An 18,758-nucleotide genomic window follows, 5' to 3' on the forward strand; every position below is an offset into this window, starting at 1 on the left:
AACTTCTAGCTTTTTGAGCTGGTKGTTCGACTTCAGTCAGGTTTTCGAGCCCTTCATGGGTTCAAAGTTTGCTCGTCCTCTTTTCGGGGGTGGGTGTTTGAACATCAACGGAGAGTTTGATCCTGGCTCAGGACGAACGCTGGCGGCGTGCTTAACACATGCAAGTCGAACGGTGATGACGGGAGCTTGCTCTTGTTTGATCAGTGGCGAACGGGTGAGTAACACGTGAGTAACCTGCCCCAGACTCTGGGATAACCCCGGGAAACCGGAGCTAATACCGGATATGACACCAACCTGCATGGGTATGGTGTGGAAAGTTTTTCGGTCTGGGATGGACTCGCGGCCTATCAGCTTGTTGGTGAGGTAGTGGCTCACCAAGGCGACGACGGGTAGCCGGCCTGAGAGGGCGACCGGCCACACTGGGACTGAGACACGGCCCAGACTCCTACGGGAGGCAGCAGTGGGGAATATTGCACAATGGGCGCAAGCCTGATGCAGCGACGCCGCGTGAGGGATGACGGCCTTCGGGTTGTAAACCTCTTTCAGCAGGGAAGAAGCGAAAGTGACGGTACCTGCAGAAGAAGCACCGGCTAACTACGTGCCAGCAGCCGCGGTAATACGTAGGGTGCGAGCGTTGTCCGGAATTATTGGGCGTAAAGAGCTTGTAGGTGGTTTGTCGCGTCTGCTGTGAAAATCCGAGGCTCAACCTCGGACTTGCAGTGGGTACGGGCAGACTAGAGTGTGGTAGGGGAGACTGGAATTCCTGGTGTAGCGGTGGAATGCGCAGATATCAGGAGGAACACCGATGGCGAAGGCAGGTCTCTGGGCCATTACTGACACTGAGAAGCGAAAGCATGGGGAGCGAACAGGATTAGATACCCTGGTAGTCCATGCCGTAAACGTTGGGAACTAGGTGTGGGTCTCATTCCACGAGATCCGTGCCGCAGCTAACGCATTAAGTTCCCCGCCTGGGGAGTACGGCCGCAAGGCTAAAACTCAAAGGAATTGACGGGGGCCCGCACAAGCGGCGGAGCATGCGGATTAATTCGATGCAACGCGAAGAACCTTACCAAGGCTTGACATACACCGGAATCACTCAGAGATGGGTGCGTCTTCGGACTGGTGTACAGGTGGTGCATGGTTGTCGTCAGCTCGTGTCGTGAGATGTTGGGTTAAGTCCCGCAACGAGCGCAACCCTCGTTCTATGTTGCCAGCACGTCATGGTGGGGACTCATAGGAGACTGCCGGGGTCAACTCGGAGGAAGGTGGGGATGACGTCAAATCATCATGCCCCTTATGTCTTGGGCTTCACGCATGCTACAATGGCCGGTACAAAGGGCTGCGAAACCGCGAGGTGGAGCGAATCCCAAAAAACCGGTCTCAGTTCGGATTGGGGTCTGCAACTCGACCCCATGAAGTCGGAGTCGCTAGTAATCGCAGATCAGCAACGCTGCGGTGAATACGTTCCCGGGCCTTGTACACACCGCCCGTCAAGTCACGAAAGTCGGTAACACCCGAAGCCGGTGGCCCAACTGTTYACAGAGGGAGCCGTCGAAGGTGGGACTGGCGATTGGGACTAAGTCGTAACAAGGTAGCCGTACCGGAAGGTGCGGCTGGATCACCTCCTTTCTAAGGAGCAACTCGCCCAGGCCGTCATGGTCTGTGGYGCAGTGGCCTCGCCACCGACGCATGCTCGGTGGGGGGTGCTCAAGGGTGGAACATCGATTACTTGACACCGTCCTGGTGTCTCTCACAAGTACAAGCCGGCAGCTCCCCTCGTGGGGGTTGCGTCCCCTTCCGGGGGGTGCGGCAGTGGAACGTGGGGGATGGCGGGTGCGGTGTCTGACACGTTGTTGGGTCCTGAAGGATCGGACGACACGTGCCGGCTCGAGCTGGCCTGGCCCCTTTTTGGGGGTCTGGTTGGCTCGGGTGGTGTGTGTGGGCTGGTTTTTCTGGTTGTGGGCCTCAYCGAGATCGCGAGCTGTGCTTGTGGTGGGTGTGGGGTGCCGGTTGTATTTTGAGAACTTCACAGTGGACGCGAGCATCTTTGTAGTGTCAAGTTTTTAAGGGCACACGGTGGATGCCTTGGCACCAGGAACCGAAGAAGGACGTAGGAATCTGCGATAAGCCTCGGGTAGTCGATAACCAGACTGTGATCCGAGGATTTCCGAATGGGGAAACCCGGCTGGAGGCAAGTCCAGTCACCCGCACCTGAATATATAGGGTGTGTGGAGGGAACGTGGGGAAGTGAAACATCTCAGTACCCACAGGAAGAGAAAACAACATGTGATTCCGTGAGTAGTGGCGAGCGAAAGCGGATGAGGCTAAACCGGGCGTGTGTGATAGCTGTCAGGCGTTGCACGTTCGGGGTCGTGGGACCCGCCAACCAGTGCTGACATGCTGGTAGGGAGTAAGAAATCTGCGTCATAGTCGAAGAGCATTGAATGGCTCGGCATAGAGGGTGCGACCCCCGTAGACGAAATGGTGTGGACTCCCGGTGGATTTCCCAAGTAGCACGGGGCCCGAGAAATCCCGTGTGAATCTGGCAGGACCACCTGCTAAGCCTAAATATTCCCTGGTGACCGATAGCGGACAAGTACCGTGAGGGAAAGGTGAAAAGTACCCCGGGAGGGGAGTGAAATAGATCCTGAAACCGTGTGCCTACAATCCGTTGGAGCCTCCCGCCGTTGGGCGTGTGGGGTGACAGCGTGCCTTTTGAAGAATGAGCCTGCGAGTTAGTGCTCAGTGGCGAGGTTAACCCGTGTGGGGAAGCCGTAGCGAAAGCGAGTCCGAATAGGGCGTTTGAGTCGCTGGGTCTAGACCCGAAGCGGAGTGATCTACCCATGGCCAGGTTGAAGCGCAGGTAAGACTGCGTGGAGGACCGAACCCACTTAGGTTGAAAACTGAGGGGATGAGCTGTGGGTAGGGGTGAAAGGCCAATCAAACTCCGTGATAGCTGGTTCTCCCCGAAATGCATTTAGGTGCAGCGTCACGTGTTTCTTGCCGGAGGTAGAGCTACTGGATAGCTAATGGGCCTCACCAGGTTACTGACGTTAGCCAAACTCCGAATGCCGGTAAGTGAGAGCGTGGCAGTGAGACTGCGGGGGATAAGCTCCGTAGTCGAGAGGGAAACAGCCCAGATCACCAGCTAAGGTCCCTAAGCGTGTGCTAAGTGGGAAAGGATGTGGAGTTGCTGTGACAACCAGGAGGTTGGCTTAGAAGCAGCCACCCTTTAAAGAGTGCGTAATAGCTCACTGGTCAAGTGATTCCGCGCCGACAATGTAGCGGGGCTCAAGCACACCACCGAAGCTGTGGCATTGACATACTGCTCGGCACCGACACCTGCGGGTTCGGTGTCCAGGCGTGTTGATGGGTAGGGGAGCGTCGTGTGGCCAGGGAAGCGGCGGTGTGAACCAGCCGTGGAGGCCACACGAGTGAGAATGCAGGCATGAGTAGCGAATGACGGGCGAGAAACCCGTCCGCCGAATAACCAAGGGTTCCAGGGTCAAGCTAATCTGCCCTGGGTAAGTCGGGACCTAAGGCGAGGCCGACAGGCGTAGTCGATGGACATCCGGTTGATATTCCGGAACCGGCGAAGGACCGCCCATGACGAACCTTGTGATGCTAAGTGCCTGAAGCACGCCCACCGGACCTTCGGGTCCATCGGGTGTGTGGAGCGCACGACCCGATCTGGTAGTAGTCAAGCGATGGAGTGACGCAGGAAGGTAGCCTCCGCGTGGCGATGGTTGTCCACGTCCAAGGGTGTAGGGCGCGATCCAGGCAAATCCGGGTCGCATGAAGCCTGAGACCTGATAGTGACCGCGAATGCGGGAAGAGGGTGATCCTATGCTGCCGAGAAAAACTTCTAGCGAGGTTCGAGCCGCCCGTACCCCAAACCGACTCAGGTGGTTAGGTAGAGAATACCAAGGCGATCGAGTGAATCGTGGTTAAGGAATTCGGCAAAATACCCCCGTAACTTCGGGAGAAGGGGGGCCCTGATCGTGACGCCACTAGCTGGCTGAGCGTGATCGGCCGCAGAGACCAGGGAGAAGCGACTGTTTACTAAAAACACAGGTCCGTGCCAAGTCGCAAGACGATGTATACGGACTGACGCCTGCCCGGTGCTGGAACGTTAAGGGGACCGGTTAGCCTCACGGCGAAGCTGAGAACTTAAGCGCCAGTAAACGGCGGTGGTAACTATAACCATCCTAAGGTAGCGAAATTCCTTGTCGGGTAAGTTCCGACCTGCACGAATGGCGTAACGACTTCTCCACTGTCTCAACCACGAACTCGGCGAAATTGCACTACGAGTAAAGATGCTCGTTACGCGCAGCAGGACGGAAAGACCCCGGGACCTTTACTACAGCTTGGTATTGGTGTTCGGTACGGCTTGTGTAGGATAGGTGGGAGACTGTGAAGCCGTCACGTCAGTGATGGTGGAGTCAACGTTGAAATACCACTCTGGTCGTTCTGGATATCTAACCTCGGTCCGTGATCCGGATCAGGGACAGTGCCTGGTGGGTAGTTTAACTGGGGCGGTTGCCTCCTAAAAGGTAACGGAGGCGCCCAAAGGTTCCCTCAGCCTGGTTGGTAATCAGGTTTCGAGTGTAAGTGCACAAGGGAGCTTGACTGTGAGACAGACATGTCGAGCAGGGACGAAAGTCGGGACTAGTGATCCGGCGGTGGCTTGTGGAAGCGCCGTCGCTCAACGGATAAAAGGTACCCCGGGGATAACAGGCTGATCTTGCCCAAGAGTCCATATCGACGGCATGGTTTGGCACCTCGATGTCGGCTCGTCGCATCCTGGGGCTGGAGTAGGTCCCAAGGGTTGGGCTGTTCGCCCATTAAAGCGGTACGCGAGCTGGGTTTAGAACGTCGTGAGACAGTTCGGTCCCTATCCGCTGTGCGCGTAGGAAACTTGAGAAAGGCTGTCCCTAGTACGAGAGGACCGGGATGGACGAACCTCTGGTGTGTCAGTTGTTCTGCCAAGAGCACCGCTGATTAGCTACGTTCGGAAGTGATAACCGCTGAAAGCATCTAAGCGGGAAGCACGTTTCAAGATGAGGTTTCCAGGCCCGCGAGGGCGAGAGGCTCCCAGCTAGACTACTGGGTTGATAGGCCGGATGTGGAAGCACAGCAATGTGTGGAGCTGACCGGTACTAATAAGCCGATAACTTGACTTACAAAGATGCTACGCGTCCACTGTGCGGTTCCCGAGATACAAACGGGAACACCACCCACTGATTGATATCTCCATAGAGTTTCGGCTGTCATAGCGAAGGGGAAACGCCCGGCTCCATTCCGAACCCGGAAGCTAAGCCCTTCAGCGCCGATGGTACTGCACTGGTGACGGTGTGGGAGAGTAGGACGCAGCCGGACAACCATTCACGACGGCGTCGTCCGCTTCCTCGGCCCCGACCTCCGGACGCTCGACCGGCTGACCCGACTCGCCCCCCGGCGCGCCACGGAGCTCGTCGCCAGGAGGATGGCCATAGAGTTTCGGCTGTCATAGCGAAGGGGAAACGCCCGGCTCCATTCCGAACCCGGAAGCTAAGCCCTTCAGCGCCGATGGTACTGCACTGGTGACGGTGTGGGAGAGTAGGACGCAGCCGGACACACTTTGTCAGAGCGCCCCAGACGGAACTTCATTGATCCGACTGGGGCGCTCTTTCTTTTTGTGCTCGACGACACCAGAGGTGGCGCCGACCGCGGTCGGCGCGGAAGGATGATGAACATGAGTGACCAGGACGGCAACGACAGCCGAGGCGACCGACGCGACCGCGACGGCGGCCAGCGAGGTCCCGCACGAGGCAGTGGCGCCGGCCGGAGCTCAGGGGCTCCCCGGTCGGGCGCACCCCGATCGTCGGGGCCGCGTCGAGATGACCGCGGAGGCTACCGCTCGGATGATCGTCGCTCCAGCGGCGGTAGTGACCGTGGTGGCTACCGCTCCGACGATCGCCGTTCCGGCGGCGGCAGCGACAGGGACCGCGGCGGTTACCGCCCCTCGGGCGGCGGCAGCGATCGCGGCGGTTACCGTCCCTCGAGCGGCGGCAGCAGCGACCGTGGCGGCTACCGCTCGGACGACCGTCGTTCCAGCGGCGGCAGCAATGACCGTGGTGGCTACCGCTCCGATGACCGTCGTTCCAGCGGCGGCAGCGACCGTGGTGGCTACCGCTCCGATGACCGTCGCTCCGGCGGCGGCAGTGACCGCGGCGGTTACCGCCCCTCGAGCAGCGGCAGCAGTGACCGTGGTGGCTACCGCTCGGACGACCGTCGCTCCGGCGGTAACAATGACCGTGGCGGTTACCGCTCGGACGACCGTCGCTCCGGCGGCGGCAGTGACCGCGGCGGTTACCGCCCCTCGAGCAGCGGCAGCAGTGACCGTGGTGACTACCGCTCCGATGACCGTCGCTCCGGCGGTAACAATGACCGTGGCGGCTACCGCTCCGATGACCGTCGCTCCGGCGGTAACAATGACCGTGGCGGTTACCGCTCGGACGACCGTCGCTCCGGCGGCGGCAGCGACCGTGGTCCCCGACGTTTCGACGACCGCCCCCGAGGGGGATCGGGTCGTCCCCAGGACGACGACCGTCGCGGTGGCGCTCGGCTGACCCCGAAGTCCCCGAGGAAGCCCGAGCCCGCCATCCGCGAGGGTGTCACGGGCCATGAGGTGGACCGGGGCGTCAAGAACCAGCTGCGCACGCTCTCCAAGGAGAACGCCGAGGGCGTCGCCCAGCACCTCGTCATGGTGGCCGAGCTGCTGGACGTCGAGCCCGAGGCAGCCCTGGCCCACGCGGAGACCGCCGTGCGCCGCGCCGGACGCGTCCCGGCGGCCCGTGAGTCCCTTGGTCTCGTTGCGTACCGCCTCGGCGACTGGGCGCGGGCGCTGGGGGAGTTCCGCACGGTCCGCCGGCTCTCGGGTTCGAGTCACCTGCTGCCGCTCATGGTGGACTGCGAGCGTGCACTCGGACGCCACGACAAGGCGCTCGAGCTCGCCCAGTCCGACGAGGCTGCCAACCTGGCGATCGACGACCGTGTCGAGCTGGCGATCGTGGTGTCCGGGATCCGCCGTGACCTCGGTCAGCTCGATGCCGCCGTCGCCGGTCTGAGCGACCTGGTCAAGCGGATCAACCCGAACCGCCCGTCGGCGGCGCGGCTCTTCTATGCCTACGCGGACGCGAAGCTTGCCGCCGGCGACCTCGAGGTCGCACGTGACTGGTTCGCCCGGGCGGCGGATGCCGACCACGAGCTGACCACCGATGCGGCGGAGCGGCTCGAGGAGCTCGACGGTGTCGACGTCACCGATCTGCTCGGCGACGAGGACGAGGACAGCCCCGAGTTCTACGACGTCGACGCGGACGACGACGACTCCGACGACCAGGACGACGACGAGGAAGCTGACGACGACGCGGACGACGACGCGGACGACGACGCGGACGACGACGCGGACGACGACGCGGACGACGACGCGGACGACGAGCGCTGAGTACCCCACCCGGAACGGGCCCGACCTCCTCGGTCGGGCCCGTTCTGCGTTCCGGACCGACGGGTCTCGCTGACGGCTCCCGACGTAGGGTCTGGCCCAGGAGGACGCATGGACACGGAAACACTGACGCAACCCCTGGTCGCGGGCTACGACGGGGTGGTGTGCGACCTCGACGGTGTCGTCTACCGCGGAGCGGATGCCGTCCCGGGTGCGCCGAAAGCGCTGCAGGACATCGTGGCTCGGGGGATCCGAGTCGTCTACGCGACGAACAACGCCTCCCGCGTCCCGACCGAGGTGGCCACCCAGATCGCCGGCCTCGGTGCTCCCGCGACGGCATCCGACGTCTTGTCGAGCGCTCAGGCAGGGGCCGCCCGGCTCGCCACCGACCTCCCACCGGGAGCCGCCGTCCTCGCGCTGGGTGGGGAGGGCGTGGTCGAGGCGCTGCGAGACGCAGGCCTCGTCCCCGTGGCCGCCGCCCGTGACCATGCCCGCTCCGGACCAGACGAGGTCGCGGCCGTGCTCCAGGGCTTCGGCAAGGAGCTGCGCGTGCGCGACTTCGAGACGGCGGCCCGTCTCCTCTCCTCCGGCCTGCCGTGGGTCGCGACGAACGACGACGCGACGCTGCCGCTGCCGTGGGGGCAGTCCCCGGGGAACGGCGCCTACATCGAGCTGCTCGTCGCCGTGCTCGGGCGACGCCCACACGTCGTCGGGAAGCCGCACCCGCCGCTCTACGGGCTCGCCCTCGAGCGCCTCGGCACCGTCGCTGCCAGGACGCTCGCAGTCGGCGACCGGATCGGCACCGACATCGTCGGCGCCGAGGCCACCGGCCTCGACTCGGCGTGGGTCCTCACAGGAGTCGACCGACCCTCCGACGTCGTGGCGAGCGAGTCGTCGCCCACCTACGTCATCGCCTCCCTCGCCGAGCTCCTGATGCCGTATGCCGCCCCGGTGGCCGACGCCGGCGGCTGGCGCTGCGGCGCCGCCCGGGTGGCCCTCGACGGCGAGGACCTCGTCATCGAGCGGGGGAGCGCGGGCCCCATCGAGGTGGTGCGAGCGGGCCTGGCGGCCCTGCTGACGTCGCGCGACGAGGGAGTGCCTTCCGCGCACCTGCGTCGGGCGGCGGCGACGCTCGACCGCCTGCTCGACGACTCACCGACCTCGACCCGGTAGCGTGACCGCAGGCGAACCAACCACTCGGCACGGAGGCAGCACATGTTCGGCGACAGCGACCCTCGACGCGACGATCTCGGGTCCGGCGAACCGCTCGAGGTCGCGGAGGAGCTCGACCCGATGGACTCGGACGTCGACGCGAGCGACGACGCCGTCGACGAGTGGGACGACTCAGACGACCAGTCCGACGACGTCAGCGATGCGGACGTGTCGGGAGACGACCTCGAGGACCTCACCGATGAGGACGGCGAGGACGACGAGCGCCGGACCGACGACGACACCGCGACGGCCGAGGTGCCCTACGCCCCGCTGGACGCGACGCCAGACGTGCCCACCCCGCCCCTGACGGGTGACCAGGCGGTCGACGAGGCAATGATGCGTCTGGCCGAGTCGCAGGCCGGGTCGTTCGCCGAGCGCATCGAGTCCGGCGAGCACGCCCACCGGAGCCTGCAGAGCCGCCTCGGCGGTCTGGGTGGCGCGTGACGCGACGTCTCGACGTCGAGCTCGTCGCCCGCGGCCTGGCGCGATCGCGCACCCAGGCCCGTGAGCTCGTCACCGCCGGCGTGGTGCTCGTCGACGGTCGCCCGGCCGGCAAGCCCGCCCGGCCCGTCGACGACTCGTCGGCCATCGAGCTGACGCGTGAGCCCGACCGCTGGGTGGGGCGCGCGGCGGTCAAGCTGCTCCACGCCCTCGACACGTGGCCGGTCCCTGTCGACGGCAGACGGTGCCTCGACGTCGGGGCGAGCACGGGTGGGTTCACCCAGGTGCTCCTCGAGCGCGGTGCCACCCACGTGACGGCCCTCGACGTCGGGCACGACCAGCTCGTCGTGTCGATCGGCGCCGACCCGCGGGTGCGGGACCTGCCGGGCACCAACATCCGTGACGTCGACGCCGAGGCGCTCGGCGGCCGCTTCGACCTCGTCGTGTCCGACCTCAGCTTCATCTCGCTCGCCATCGCCCTGCCCGCCATGCGACCTCTCGTCACCGACGACGGCGACGTCGTCGTCCTCGTCAAACCGCAGTTCGAGGTGGGGCGCGAGCGGCTCAGCCGCACAGGAGTCGTCACCTCGCCGCACGAGCGCCGTCGGGTGCTGCGTGACGTGGCCCAGGTCGCGACCGACCTCCACCTGCACCTGCACGCTGCGACGGCCAGCCCCATCGCGGGGGGCGACGGCAACCGGGAGTTCCTCTTCTGGCTCGCCCCGAGACCCGTGCCGGGCGCCTCGGTGACGGCGGTGGATGACATGCTGGAGGCCGTCGACCTGGAAGGAGTCCCGTGACGCGCCGCATCCTGCTCGTGGCCCACCCGAGGCGCCCCGAGGCGCTGACGGTCGCCAAGGGCGTCGTGCAACGCCTCACCCACCTCGGCATCGACGTGTCCCTCCAGGCCGACGAGGCCGAGGCCCTCGACCTCAAGGACAGCTCGCGCGTGCACATCGCGTCCGCCGAGGAGCAGGTCGCGGAGGGGTGCGACCTCGTCGTGGTGCTCGGCGGCGACGGGACCATCCTGCGCGGCGCCGAGTTCGCCCGCAGCGTCGACGTGCCGCTCCTCGGGGTCAACCTCGGCCACGTGGGCTTTCTTGCGGAGGCCGAGCGCGACGACCTCGACGCCACGGTCGAGCACATCGCGAGCAACGACTACGCCGTCGAGGAGCGCATGACGCTCCACGTCGACGCGAAGCTGCACGGCGACCTCATCGCGAGCAGCTGGGCCCTCAACGAGGTCAGCGTCGAGAAGGCCGCCCGCGAGCGGATGCTCGAGGTCACCGTCGAGGTCGACGGTCGGCCGTTGTCGAGCTGGGGCTGCGACGGCGTCATCGTCTCCACGCCGACGGGGTCGACGGCATACGCCTTCTCGGCCGGCGGGCCGGTCGTCTGGCCGCAGGTCGAGGCCATGCTCCTCGTCCCCAGTGCGGCCCACGCGCTCTTCGCCCGGCCGCTGGTGCTGGGCCCCGACACCCACCTGGCCGTCGAGATCAAGGCGGCCACCGAGGGCGCAGGAGTCATGTGGTGCGACGGCCGGCGTCACGTCGACCTCCCTCCGGGAGCCCGCATCGAGGTGCGCCGTGGGCTGCGCCCGCTCCGTCTCGCCCGGCTGACGAGCGCACCGTTCACCGACCGTCTCGTCGCGAAGTTCGACCTCTCGGTCGCCGGGTGGCGCGGCAACGGCGACACCGCCTCGCCCGTGGACGACGTCGACGGCGGTGAGGGTGCCCGGCCCTAAGGTGGACCCGTGTTCAGCCAGATGAGGATCCGGGGCGTCGGTGTCATCGACGACGCCGTCCTCGACCTGAGCCCCGGGCTCAACGTGCTCACCGGTGAGACCGGCGCCGGCAAGACCATGGTCGTGTCGGGGCTCGGCCTGCTGCTGGGCGAGCGCGCCGACTCCGGCCTCGTGCGCACCGGCTCGGCCTCGGCGCTCGTCGAGGGTGTCGTGCAGCTGCCCCTCGACCACCCGGCCCTCGTCCGGGCCGACGAGGCGGGCGCCGACCACGAGGACGGCGAGCTCGTCATCGCCCGCACCATCGCCGCGGCCGGCCGGTCGCGCGCCCACGTCGGCGGTCGCACGGCGCCGGTCTCCGTGCTCGCCGAGCTCGGCCAGATGCTCGTGGCCGTGCACGGGCAGGCCGACCAGTGGCGGCTCAAGCAGGGCGATGCCCACCGCGTCGTGCTCGACGACTTCGGGGGTCCCGAACTCACGGCACTCCGCGACCGCGTCGGCGAGCTCTACGACCGCTGGCGTGCGTCGGCCCGCGAGCACGAGCGCCTCGTCTCGGAGGCGCGCGAGCGCGCCCGCGAGATCGACTCGCTCACCGCCTCGCTCGAGGAGATCGAGGTCGTCGACCCCCAGCCGGGCGAGGACGCGGCGCTGCGTGCCGAGGACGAGCGCCTCGCGCACGCCGACACGCTCCGCCTGGCCGCAGCCCAGGCACTCGCAGATCTCAGCGGCGACGAGTATGCCGCCGAGCCGGCTCCGAACGTCCGTGACCTCATCGGGTCGGCGCGGGGTGCGCTCGGCCCGGCCACGGCGCACGACCAGGCCCTCGCCGGGCTCGACGAGCGCCTGCACGAGGTGGGCACGCTCGTGACCGACCTGTCGGCCGACCTCACGGCATACCTCCAGGACGTCGATCTCGACCCCGAGCGGCTCGGCTACGTGCAGGAGCGGCGGGCCGCCCTCGGGGTCCTCACGCGCAAGTACGGCGAGACCGTCGACGAGGTGCTCGAGTGGTCGGGCCGCGGGGCCGCTCGCCTCGACGAGCTCGTGACCGCCGACGACCGCGTCGAGCGACTCGGCGTCGAGGTGGCCGAGCTCGAGTCGTCCGTCGTCGCGGCCGCCCTCTCGCTGTCCGAGGCTCGCCGGGCCGCCGGTGACGACTTCGGCACCCGCGTCTCGGAGGAGCTCTCGCACCTGGCCATGGGCAAGGCCGTCGTCCACGTCGAGCTGCGCCGACGCACCGACCCCGAGGGTGTGGCCCTGCCCGACGGCGACCGCGTGCGGCTGGCCCGACACGGCATCGACGACGTCGAGATCCTGCTCGCGGCCAACCCCGGAGCCACGCCGCGCAGCGTCGCGCGGGCCGCCTCGGGCGGTGAGCTCTCCCGCGTCATGCTCGCGCTCGAGGTCGTCGGCTCACGCAACGCCTCGGGCGAGGCGGCGAGCGGACCACCAACGTTCGTCTTCGACGAGGTCGACGCCGGTGTCGGCGGGCGGGCGGCCCTCGACGTGGGTGCCCGGCTGGCTGCCCTCGCCGAGCACGCCCAGGTCATCGTCGTCACCCACCTCGCCCAGGTCGCAGCGTTCGCCGACCGCCACCTCGTCGTGCACAAGGCCGACGACGGCCGCATCACCTCGAGCAGCGTCAGCGTCGTCGACGGTGACGCCCGGCTGCGGGAGCTGTCGCGGATGATGGGCGGCGACCCCGACTCCGAGGCCGGGCTGGCCCACGCCGGCGACCTGCTCGAGCAGACGAGCGGTGCCCGCGTCGGCACGCGGCCGGCCGCCCGCAGCGGCTCACGCGTCTGAGTCCCGTCCGCGGCACCGTCCTGCGGTCCGCGCAGCCGTTGGACCTCGTTCCCGAAGGCCGTCCCGAGTGTCGTCCCGAGCCGTGCGCCACGGCCCGGACCGATGGGGTCGCCGACCCACCGACGTGGCACGATTGAGGCCATCATGGCCCTCTCCATCCGACGTCGCTCGCGCGCCCGGGACACCGGTCCCGGCGTGGTCGGCACCGCGCGCGTCGACCGGCGCACCAAGGCGCTGACGAAGCGGCTGCAGCCGGGCGACATCGCCGTCATCGACCACGCGGACCTCGACAAGGTGAGCGCGGACGCCCTCGTCACCGTGCGCCCCGCCGCCGTGGTCAACGCGAGCGCCTCGATCAGCGGTCGTTACCCGAACCTCGGACCCCAGATCCTCGTCGAGGCCGGCATCCCCGTGCTCGACGCCGCCGGCCCGGAGGTCATGGCGCTCACGGACGGGCAGACGCTACGCCTCGACGGTGCCGACCTGTGGTCGGGGGAGACCCGTGTCGCGACGGGCACGTTGCTCGACGTCGAGGCGGTCCAGGCCCAGATGCACGAGGCGCGGGCCGGGCTCGCCGTGCAGATCGAGGCTTTCGCGACGAACACGATGGAGTACATCCGCAAGGAGCGCGACCTCCTCCTCGACGGCATCGGCGTGCCCCCCATCACCACCCAGCTCGACGGCCGGCACTGCCTCATCGTCGTGCGCGGCTACCACTACCGCGAGGACCTCGAGACCCTGCGGCCCTACATCCGTGAGTACCGCCCGATCCTCATCGGGGTCGACGGCGGCGCCGACGCCATCCTCGAGTCCGGCCACCAGCCCGACCTCATCGTCGGCGACATGGACTCCGTCTCGGACAAGGCGCTGCGCTGCGGCGCCGAGATCGTCGTGCACGCCTACCGCGACGGGCGTGCCCCCGGCCTCGCACGGGTCGAGGCTCTCGGGATCACGCCGGTCGTCTTCCCCGCCGCGGGCACGAGCGAGGACGTCGCGATGCTCCTCGCCGACGACTCCGGTGCCGAGCTCATCGTCGCCGTCGGTACCCACGTCACCCTCGTCGAGTTCCTCGACAAGGGTCGCGACGGGCAGGCGTCGACGTTCCTCACGCGCCTGCGCGTCGGCAGCAAGCTCGTCGACGCCAAGGGCGTGAGCCAGCTCTACCGCGCCCGCATCCCGGGCCGGCTGCTCGTGACGATGCTGCTCGCGGGCGTGCTCGCCTTCTTCGCAGCCCTCGCGTCGACACCGGCCGGGCAGGCGTGGCTGCAGGTCCTCGCCGCCCGCTGGGACGACCTCTGGACCGCCATCGTTGGGATCTTCACGTGATCGACTTCCGCTACCACCTCGTCTCGATCATCTCGGTGTTCCTCGCCCTCGCGGTGGGCATCGTGCTCGGGGCCGGCCCTCTGCAGGCCAACCTCGGCAACCAGCTGAGCGACCAGGTCTCCGCGCTGCGCACCGAGAAGCAGGCCCTCAACGACAAGCTGACGACGAGCGAGAAGCTCGTCGACGCGTCCGACGAGTACGCGACCGCCGTGCAGCAACGGGTCGTCAAGAGCCGACTGTCCGGTCACCGCGCGGTCGTCGTCGTGCTGCCCTCCGCCGACGGCACGATGACCACGAACCTCGAGGGTGTCGTGACCCAGAGCGGCGCCGGCCTCACGGGCACGGTGACGCTGAGCCCCGACTGGTTCGACCCCAGCCAGGCCTCCGACCGAGCACAGGCGGCCAAGGAAGCCGCGTCGGCCCTCGGGGTCGGGTCGACCGCGACGGGCGACGAGCTGCTCGTGCAGGTGCTCACCGACCTCGTCGTGTCGACGAGCGACACCGGCACCTCGGCCCAGCGCACCGCCGCGCTCAAGGTGCTCGTCGACGCCAACCTCGTCGACAGCTCGGTGGCCGACCTCGCGCCTGCCGACCTCGCGGTCGTCGTGTCCGCGGACTACGCCGGCACCGAGTCCGTCGTCGAGTCCCGCTCCGACGCCATCCGCGCGCTGGTGACCTCCTTCGCCGGCTCGACCCGGTCGACCGTCGTCGCCAGCGGCGAGACGGTTGCAGCGGCGGGCCAGCCCGTGACCTCCAACGCCGTCCAGGCCGTGCGTGAGAAGTCCGAGACGGCCGGGATCGTCTCCACCGTCGACCACGCCCGGGCCGGTGACGGACCTGCCACGGTGGTCCTCGCCGTCGAGGACGCCCTCGACGAGCGGGTCGGACACTACGGCGTCGCGGCCGGCGCCACCGCCACCGTCCCGCGGGTGCTTCCGTGAGGTCGAGCCGCCGCGCGGACTCGAGCGCCGCCGCGTCACTGGCTGCCCTGCTCGGTTCGGCGGCGGCCTCGTGGGCGGTCCTGCGTCTCGGCCGAGCGGCGCCCCCTGACCTCCGCCAGCCCTGGGAGCGCACCAACCACGCCGGCGACCCGGTCACCCTGCTCGAGGGGCCGGCCTGGGTCGGCGGCGCCGTGGCAGGCGCTGTTGCCGGTGCCGCTGCAGCGGCAGTCGCCTCGCGCCTGACCGAGGGAGCGAGCCGCAGGTCGATGAGCTCCGGCGTCGTCGCCGTCGCCGCAGGTGCCCTCGGGGCGCTCGACGACCTCGCCGGAGGCGCGTCCGACAAGGGTCTCAAGGGCCACCTCGGTGCGCTGGCACGGGGCGAGGTCACGACGGGCGCGGTCAAGATCGTGGGTCTCGGCGTCACCGGGCTGGTCGGCGCGGCGCTCTCCGACGCGAGCCGTCCGTCCCGTCCCGGACTGCTGGCCACCCTCGTCGGCGGGGCCGTGGTCGCCGGTGCCGCCAACGCCGTCAACCTCTTCGACCTGCGCCCCGGACGGGCGCTCAAGGTCACGGTGGTCGCAGGTCTCCCGCTCGTGGGAGTGGTGCCCGCGGCCGCCGCCGTCGGGTCCTCGCTCGGTGTCGTCCGGGACGACCTCCGCGCCACCGCCATGCTCGGCGACACGGGTGCCAACGCCGCCGGGGCGCTCGTCGGTCTCGCGCTCGTCGAGCGCACCGGGCTCGTGGGCCGGGTCGTCGCCCTGACGGGCCTCGCGGCTTTGACGCTCGCCTCGGAGCGCGTCAGCTTCACCCGGGTCATCGAGGCCCACCCCGCCCTGCGCCGGCTCGACGAGTGGGGCCGGGCCCCCCGATGACCGACCGGAGCGCAGGGGGCGGGCCCGTCTCACGGCGCGGGCTGTTCGCCGCCGCAGGCACCATCGCGGTGATCACGCTCGTCGCCCGGGTCGTCGGCTTCGGACGATGGTTCGTCTTCTCCCACTCCGTCGGTGCGACCTGCGTCGGGAGCGTCTACCAGTCGGTCAACGCGGTCCCCAACGTGCTCTTCGAGATCGCGGCCGGGGGAGTGCTCGCGGCCGTCGCCGTGCCTCTCGTGGCAGGCGCACTGGCCCGCGGCGACCGGATCGAGGCCGACCACACGGCCTCCGCGCTGCTGACGTGGGTGGTCGTCGTGCTCGTGCCGCTGGGCCTGGTCGTGGCCCTTGCCGCGGAGCCGATCGCGCGGGGCCTGCTCGGAGTTGGCGACACCTGTCCCGGCGCGGTGGGCCTCGGCGCCGACCTGCTGCGGGTCTTCGCGATCCAGATCCCGCTCTACGGCGTCGGCATCGTGCTCGGCGGTGTGCTCCAGTCTCACCACCGGTTCGTCGCGGCCGCGATCGCCCCGCTCATGTCGAGCCTCGTCGTCATCGCGACCTACGTGGCCTACGCCGCCGTCGCCACCGACCCGGCCGCCCCGATCGCGCAGGTCCCCGCGGGCGCGACCACGATCCTGGCCGTGGGCACGACCCTCGGGGTCGTCGCGCTGTCGCTGCCGCTCCTCGTTCCGGTGCGTCGCGCCGGGGTCCACCTCACGGTGACGACACACTTCCCGCACGGCGTCGCCGCCCGCGTCCGGCGGCTCGCGGTCGCCGGGCTCCTCGCCGTCGCCGGACAGCAGCTGGCGACGCTCGTCTTCATCCGCCTCGCCAACGACCGCGGCGGCCCCGGGACGCTCAACGTGTACACCTACGTCCAGGCCGTCTCCCTGCTCCCGTATGCCGTCCTTGCCGTCCCGCTCGCCACCGCGGCCTTCCCGACGCTGGCGGGGAGCGCGCAAGCCGGCGGGCCCGAGCCGGACGCGGGAGCAGCAGCGGCGGCCTCCGCGCCGGCCTCCGCGCCGGGGTCCGCGGCCGTGGACGTGCTGCGGCGGACGTGGCTCGCCACCCTCCTGGCCGGTCTGCTGGCCGGGGGTCTGCTCGTGGCCGTCGCCCGACCGGTCGGCGCCTTCTTCGCCCTGCTCGACGCCGGGCGAGCGGACGGCAACGGGGCCGTGGCCCTGTCCGCCATCCCCGACGCCCTCGTGCTCGTGGCCCCGGGCATCATCGGCCTCTGCGCAATCGGGCTGCTGACCCGGGCCTCCTATGTGCGAGGCCGTGCCCGGGTCGCGGGCGCCGTGGTCGCCGTCGCGTGGCTCGCGACGACCGTCGTCCCGCTCGTGGCCCTCGGAGACGCGGCCGGACCCGCGACGACCGTGCGCGCTCTCACCCTCGGCACCAGCGTCGGGCTCGTGGCCGGGGCCGTCGCGCTCACGGTCCTCGTCGCGCGGAGCTGGGGCCGCGCGGCCCTGACCGTACCGGCGCGCCCCGTGGCAGCCGGATTGCTCGGCGCCGCGTCAGCCGCGATCCTCGGCTGGTGGCTCGGCGGCCTCTGGACCGCGGACGGACTCCTCGTCGCCGCCGCGCAGGGCGTCGCCGTGGCGCTCGCGGCCACCGTGACCCTCGTCGTCGTCGTGCTCCTCGTCGACCGCTCGGTCGTCGCCCGGCTGCGGCGGCCGTCACCGACCGCCGCGACCTCGCCGACGTCCATGACCGCCCCTTCGTCCGCGCCGATGTCCGCCCCTGCCGGCGAGCAGGACCCGCACCCGGCCGCGCCTCCGGAGACGCGATGAGGGTGCTCATGGTGCTCGGACACGCGGCCGGTGGCGTGGGTGCGCACGTCGACGCCCTCCTCACGGGACTTCGTGGGCAGGGGCACGACGTTCAGGTCGTGACGGCGGAGTCGACGGCGCGGGCCTTCGACTGGGCCGACGCCCACCGGCTCTGGCCGGTCCACGGCGGGGTACGCGCACCCCGTGGTCTCGTGGACTGGCACCGCATCATGCGCCTGGCGGGCACGGTCGACGTCGTCCACGCGCACGGCCACCAGGCCGCCGTCGTCGCTGCCGTGGCCGTCGCCCGCGCGCGGCCACGCCCGCGGCTCGTGGTCTCTCTCCACAACGACCTCCCGCCGGTCCAGGGCTCCCCCGTCGCGCGCGCCGCGGCGTCCGCCGCCCGGCGGCTGGTCGCGTGGTCCCTGCACCGAGCCGACCTCGTGACGGGCGCGAGCGAAGACCTCGTCGAGCTCGCAGACGCCCTCGGTGCCCGGCGCACCGAGCTCGCCCTCGTGCCCTCCGCCGCGGTCGCCGACCTGCTGGAGCGTCCTGCCGCCCTCGAGCCGACCGAACGCGCCGCCCTGCTGGCCGGAGCCGGCCTGCCGACCGACCGCCCCGTCGTGCTCACGGTCTCGCGCATCGCGCCCCAGAAGGACCTCCCGACCCTCCTCGCGGCCGCGCGGCGCTCCGACGCCGCCGCCACGTGGGTCGTCGTCGGCGACGGCGACGATCGGCTCCGTGCCCGTCTCGAGGAGGAGGCGGACGGCATACGGCAGGGGGAGGACGCGAGGGCAAAGGTCCGGTTCGTGGGGGCGCGCACCGATGTGTCGGAGTGGCTGCGGGCGGCGGACGTATTCGTCCTCACGAGCCGCTGGGAGGCCCGGGCGCTCGTCGTGCAGGAGGCGATGGCGGCTGGGCTCCCGGTCGTCGTGACCCGTACGGGCGGTCTGCCCGACCTCGTCGGGGACGCGGGTTCTCTTGTCCCCGTGGGGGACCCGGCCGTCGTAGCAGCCGAGGTGGACCGCCTGCTCACCGACGCCGACGCCAGGCTCCGGGAGGGTGACGCGGGACGAGCCCGGGCGGCCGGATGGCCCACTCCTGACGACGAGACGCGCCGGTGGGTGGAACGCTACGTCACGGAGACCCGCGGAGTGACGTAGACTC

12 protein-coding genes and 4 rRNA genes are annotated in these 18,758 nt (G+C 68.8%); 15 read left to right on the forward strand and 1 reads right to left on the reverse strand.

The genetic code is table 11. From position 1 onward, the window contains the following. Positions 1-104 precede the first annotated feature (104 nt). The 4 genes from ASH01_RS13060 to rrf (ASH01_RS13075) all read left to right on the forward strand — a co-directional run bounded on the left by ASH01_RS13060 (position 105) and on the right by rrf (ASH01_RS13075) (position 5,615). A 16S ribosomal RNA gene (locus ASH01_RS13060) occupies positions 105-1,629 on the forward strand. A 424-nt stretch (positions 1,630-2,053) separates the two neighbouring features. Continuing rightward, a 23S ribosomal RNA gene (locus ASH01_RS13065) occupies positions 2,054-5,183 on the forward strand. 79 nt (positions 5,184-5,262) lie between these two features. Then, a 5S ribosomal RNA gene (gene rrf, locus ASH01_RS13070) occupies positions 5,263-5,379 on the forward strand. 119 nt (positions 5,380-5,498) lie between these two features. Next, positions 5,499-5,615, forward strand: a 5S ribosomal RNA gene (gene rrf / locus ASH01_RS13075). The 16S, 23S and 5S rRNA genes sit together here, the layout of an rRNA operon. 215 nt (positions 5,616-5,830) lie before the next feature. Here rrf (ASH01_RS13075) and ASH01_RS23445 read toward each other — a convergent pair. Beyond that, positions 5,831-6,667 carry a hypothetical protein gene (locus ASH01_RS23445; protein WP_200961806.1) on the reverse strand — a complete coding sequence of 279 codons (837 nt, stop codon included), beginning with the start codon at positions 6,665-6,667 and terminating at the stop codon, positions 5,831-5,833. Between the two features lie 3 nt (positions 6,668-6,670). Between ASH01_RS23445 and ASH01_RS13080 the strand changes: the two genes are divergently transcribed. From ASH01_RS13080 to ASH01_RS13130, 11 genes are all read left to right on the forward strand, one after another. After that, positions 6,671-7,486 (forward strand): tetratricopeptide repeat protein, encoded by an 816-nt coding sequence (locus ASH01_RS13080; protein ID WP_082619817.1) that lies wholly within the window; start codon positions 6,671-6,673, stop codon positions 7,484-7,486. A 108-nt stretch (positions 7,487-7,594) separates the two neighbouring features. After that, positions 7,595-8,656, forward strand: coding sequence for an HAD-IIA family hydrolase (locus tag ASH01_RS13085; protein WP_056776357.1), 1,062 nt, complete (start codon positions 7,595-7,597; stop codon positions 8,654-8,656). Between the two features lie 42 nt (positions 8,657-8,698). Next, positions 8,699-9,139 carry a hypothetical protein gene (locus ASH01_RS13090; RefSeq protein ID WP_056776361.1) on the forward strand — a complete coding sequence of 147 codons (441 nt, stop codon included), beginning with the start codon at positions 8,699-8,701 and terminating at the stop codon, positions 9,137-9,139. Further along, positions 9,136-9,936, forward strand: coding sequence for a TlyA family RNA methyltransferase (locus tag ASH01_RS13095; protein ID WP_056776364.1), 801 nt, complete (start codon positions 9,136-9,138; stop codon positions 9,934-9,936). The genes ASH01_RS13090 and ASH01_RS13095 overlap by 4 nt, the downstream gene beginning before the upstream one ends. Continuing rightward, the gene (locus ASH01_RS13100; protein WP_056776368.1) at positions 9,933-10,880 is read left to right on the forward strand and encodes an NAD kinase; all 948 of its coding nucleotides are present in this window, start codon (positions 9,933-9,935) and stop codon (positions 10,878-10,880) included. The genes ASH01_RS13095 and ASH01_RS13100 overlap by 4 nt, the downstream gene beginning before the upstream one ends. A gap of 9 nt (positions 10,881-10,889) precedes the next feature. Continuing rightward, positions 10,890-12,683 (forward strand): DNA repair protein RecN, encoded by a 1,794-nt coding sequence (gene recN / locus ASH01_RS13105; RefSeq protein ID WP_082619818.1) that lies wholly within the window; start codon positions 10,890-10,892, stop codon positions 12,681-12,683. 144 nt (positions 12,684-12,827) lie between these two features. Next, a complete protein-coding gene (gene steA, locus ASH01_RS13110) occupies positions 12,828-14,009 on the forward strand; it encodes a putative cytokinetic ring protein SteA (protein ID WP_056777686.1) in 1,182 nt (393 codons plus the stop codon). Continuing rightward, complete coding sequence (locus tag ASH01_RS13115) at positions 14,006-14,950, forward strand: copper transporter (protein WP_056776370.1); 945 nt, start codon at positions 14,006-14,008, stop codon at positions 14,948-14,950. Before steA ends, ASH01_RS13115 begins: the two co-directional genes overlap by 4 nt. After that, positions 14,947-15,822 carry a hypothetical protein gene (locus ASH01_RS13120; protein WP_056776372.1) on the forward strand — a complete coding sequence of 292 codons (876 nt, stop codon included), beginning with the start codon at positions 14,947-14,949 and terminating at the stop codon, positions 15,820-15,822. The genes ASH01_RS13115 and ASH01_RS13120 overlap by 4 nt, the downstream gene beginning before the upstream one ends. Continuing rightward, the gene (locus tag ASH01_RS13125) at positions 15,819-17,612 is read left to right on the forward strand and encodes a lipid II flippase MurJ (protein ID WP_235509611.1); all 1,794 of its coding nucleotides are present in this window, start codon (positions 15,819-15,821) and stop codon (positions 17,610-17,612) included. Before ASH01_RS13120 ends, ASH01_RS13125 begins: the two co-directional genes overlap by 4 nt. An 8-nt stretch (positions 17,613-17,620) precedes the next feature. Next, complete coding sequence (locus ASH01_RS13130) at positions 17,621-18,754, forward strand: glycosyltransferase family 4 protein (protein ID WP_056777689.1); 1,134 nt, start codon at positions 17,621-17,623, stop codon at positions 18,752-18,754. The last annotated feature ends 4 nt before the right edge of the window (positions 18,755-18,758 follow it).

Origin of the sequence: Terrabacter sp. Soil811, assembly GCF_001429655.1 — a bacterium.
Lineage (GTDB): Bacteria > Actinomycetota > Actinomycetes > Actinomycetales > Dermatophilaceae > Terrabacter.

Coding starts and splice junctions, on each gene's coding strand:
- ASH01_RS13085 (WP_056776357.1), top strand. CDS start 7,595: ATGGACACGGAAACACTGACGCAACCCCTGGTCGCGGGCTACGACGGG.
- ASH01_RS23445 (WP_200961806.1), bottom strand. CDS start 6,667: ATGGCCCGTGACACCCTCGCGGATGGCGGGCTCGGGCTTCCTCGGGGA.
- ASH01_RS13130 (WP_056777689.1), top strand. CDS start 17,621: ATGGTGCTCGGACACGCGGCCGGTGGCGTGGGTGCGCACGTCGACGCC.
- steA (WP_056777686.1), top strand. CDS start 12,828: ATGGCCCTCTCCATCCGACGTCGCTCGCGCGCCCGGGACACCGGTCCC.
- ASH01_RS13090 (WP_056776361.1), top strand. CDS start 8,699: ATGTTCGGCGACAGCGACCCTCGACGCGACGATCTCGGGTCCGGCGAA.
- ASH01_RS13125 (WP_235509611.1), top strand. CDS start 15,819: ATGACCGACCGGAGCGCAGGGGGCGGGCCCGTCTCACGGCGCGGGCTG.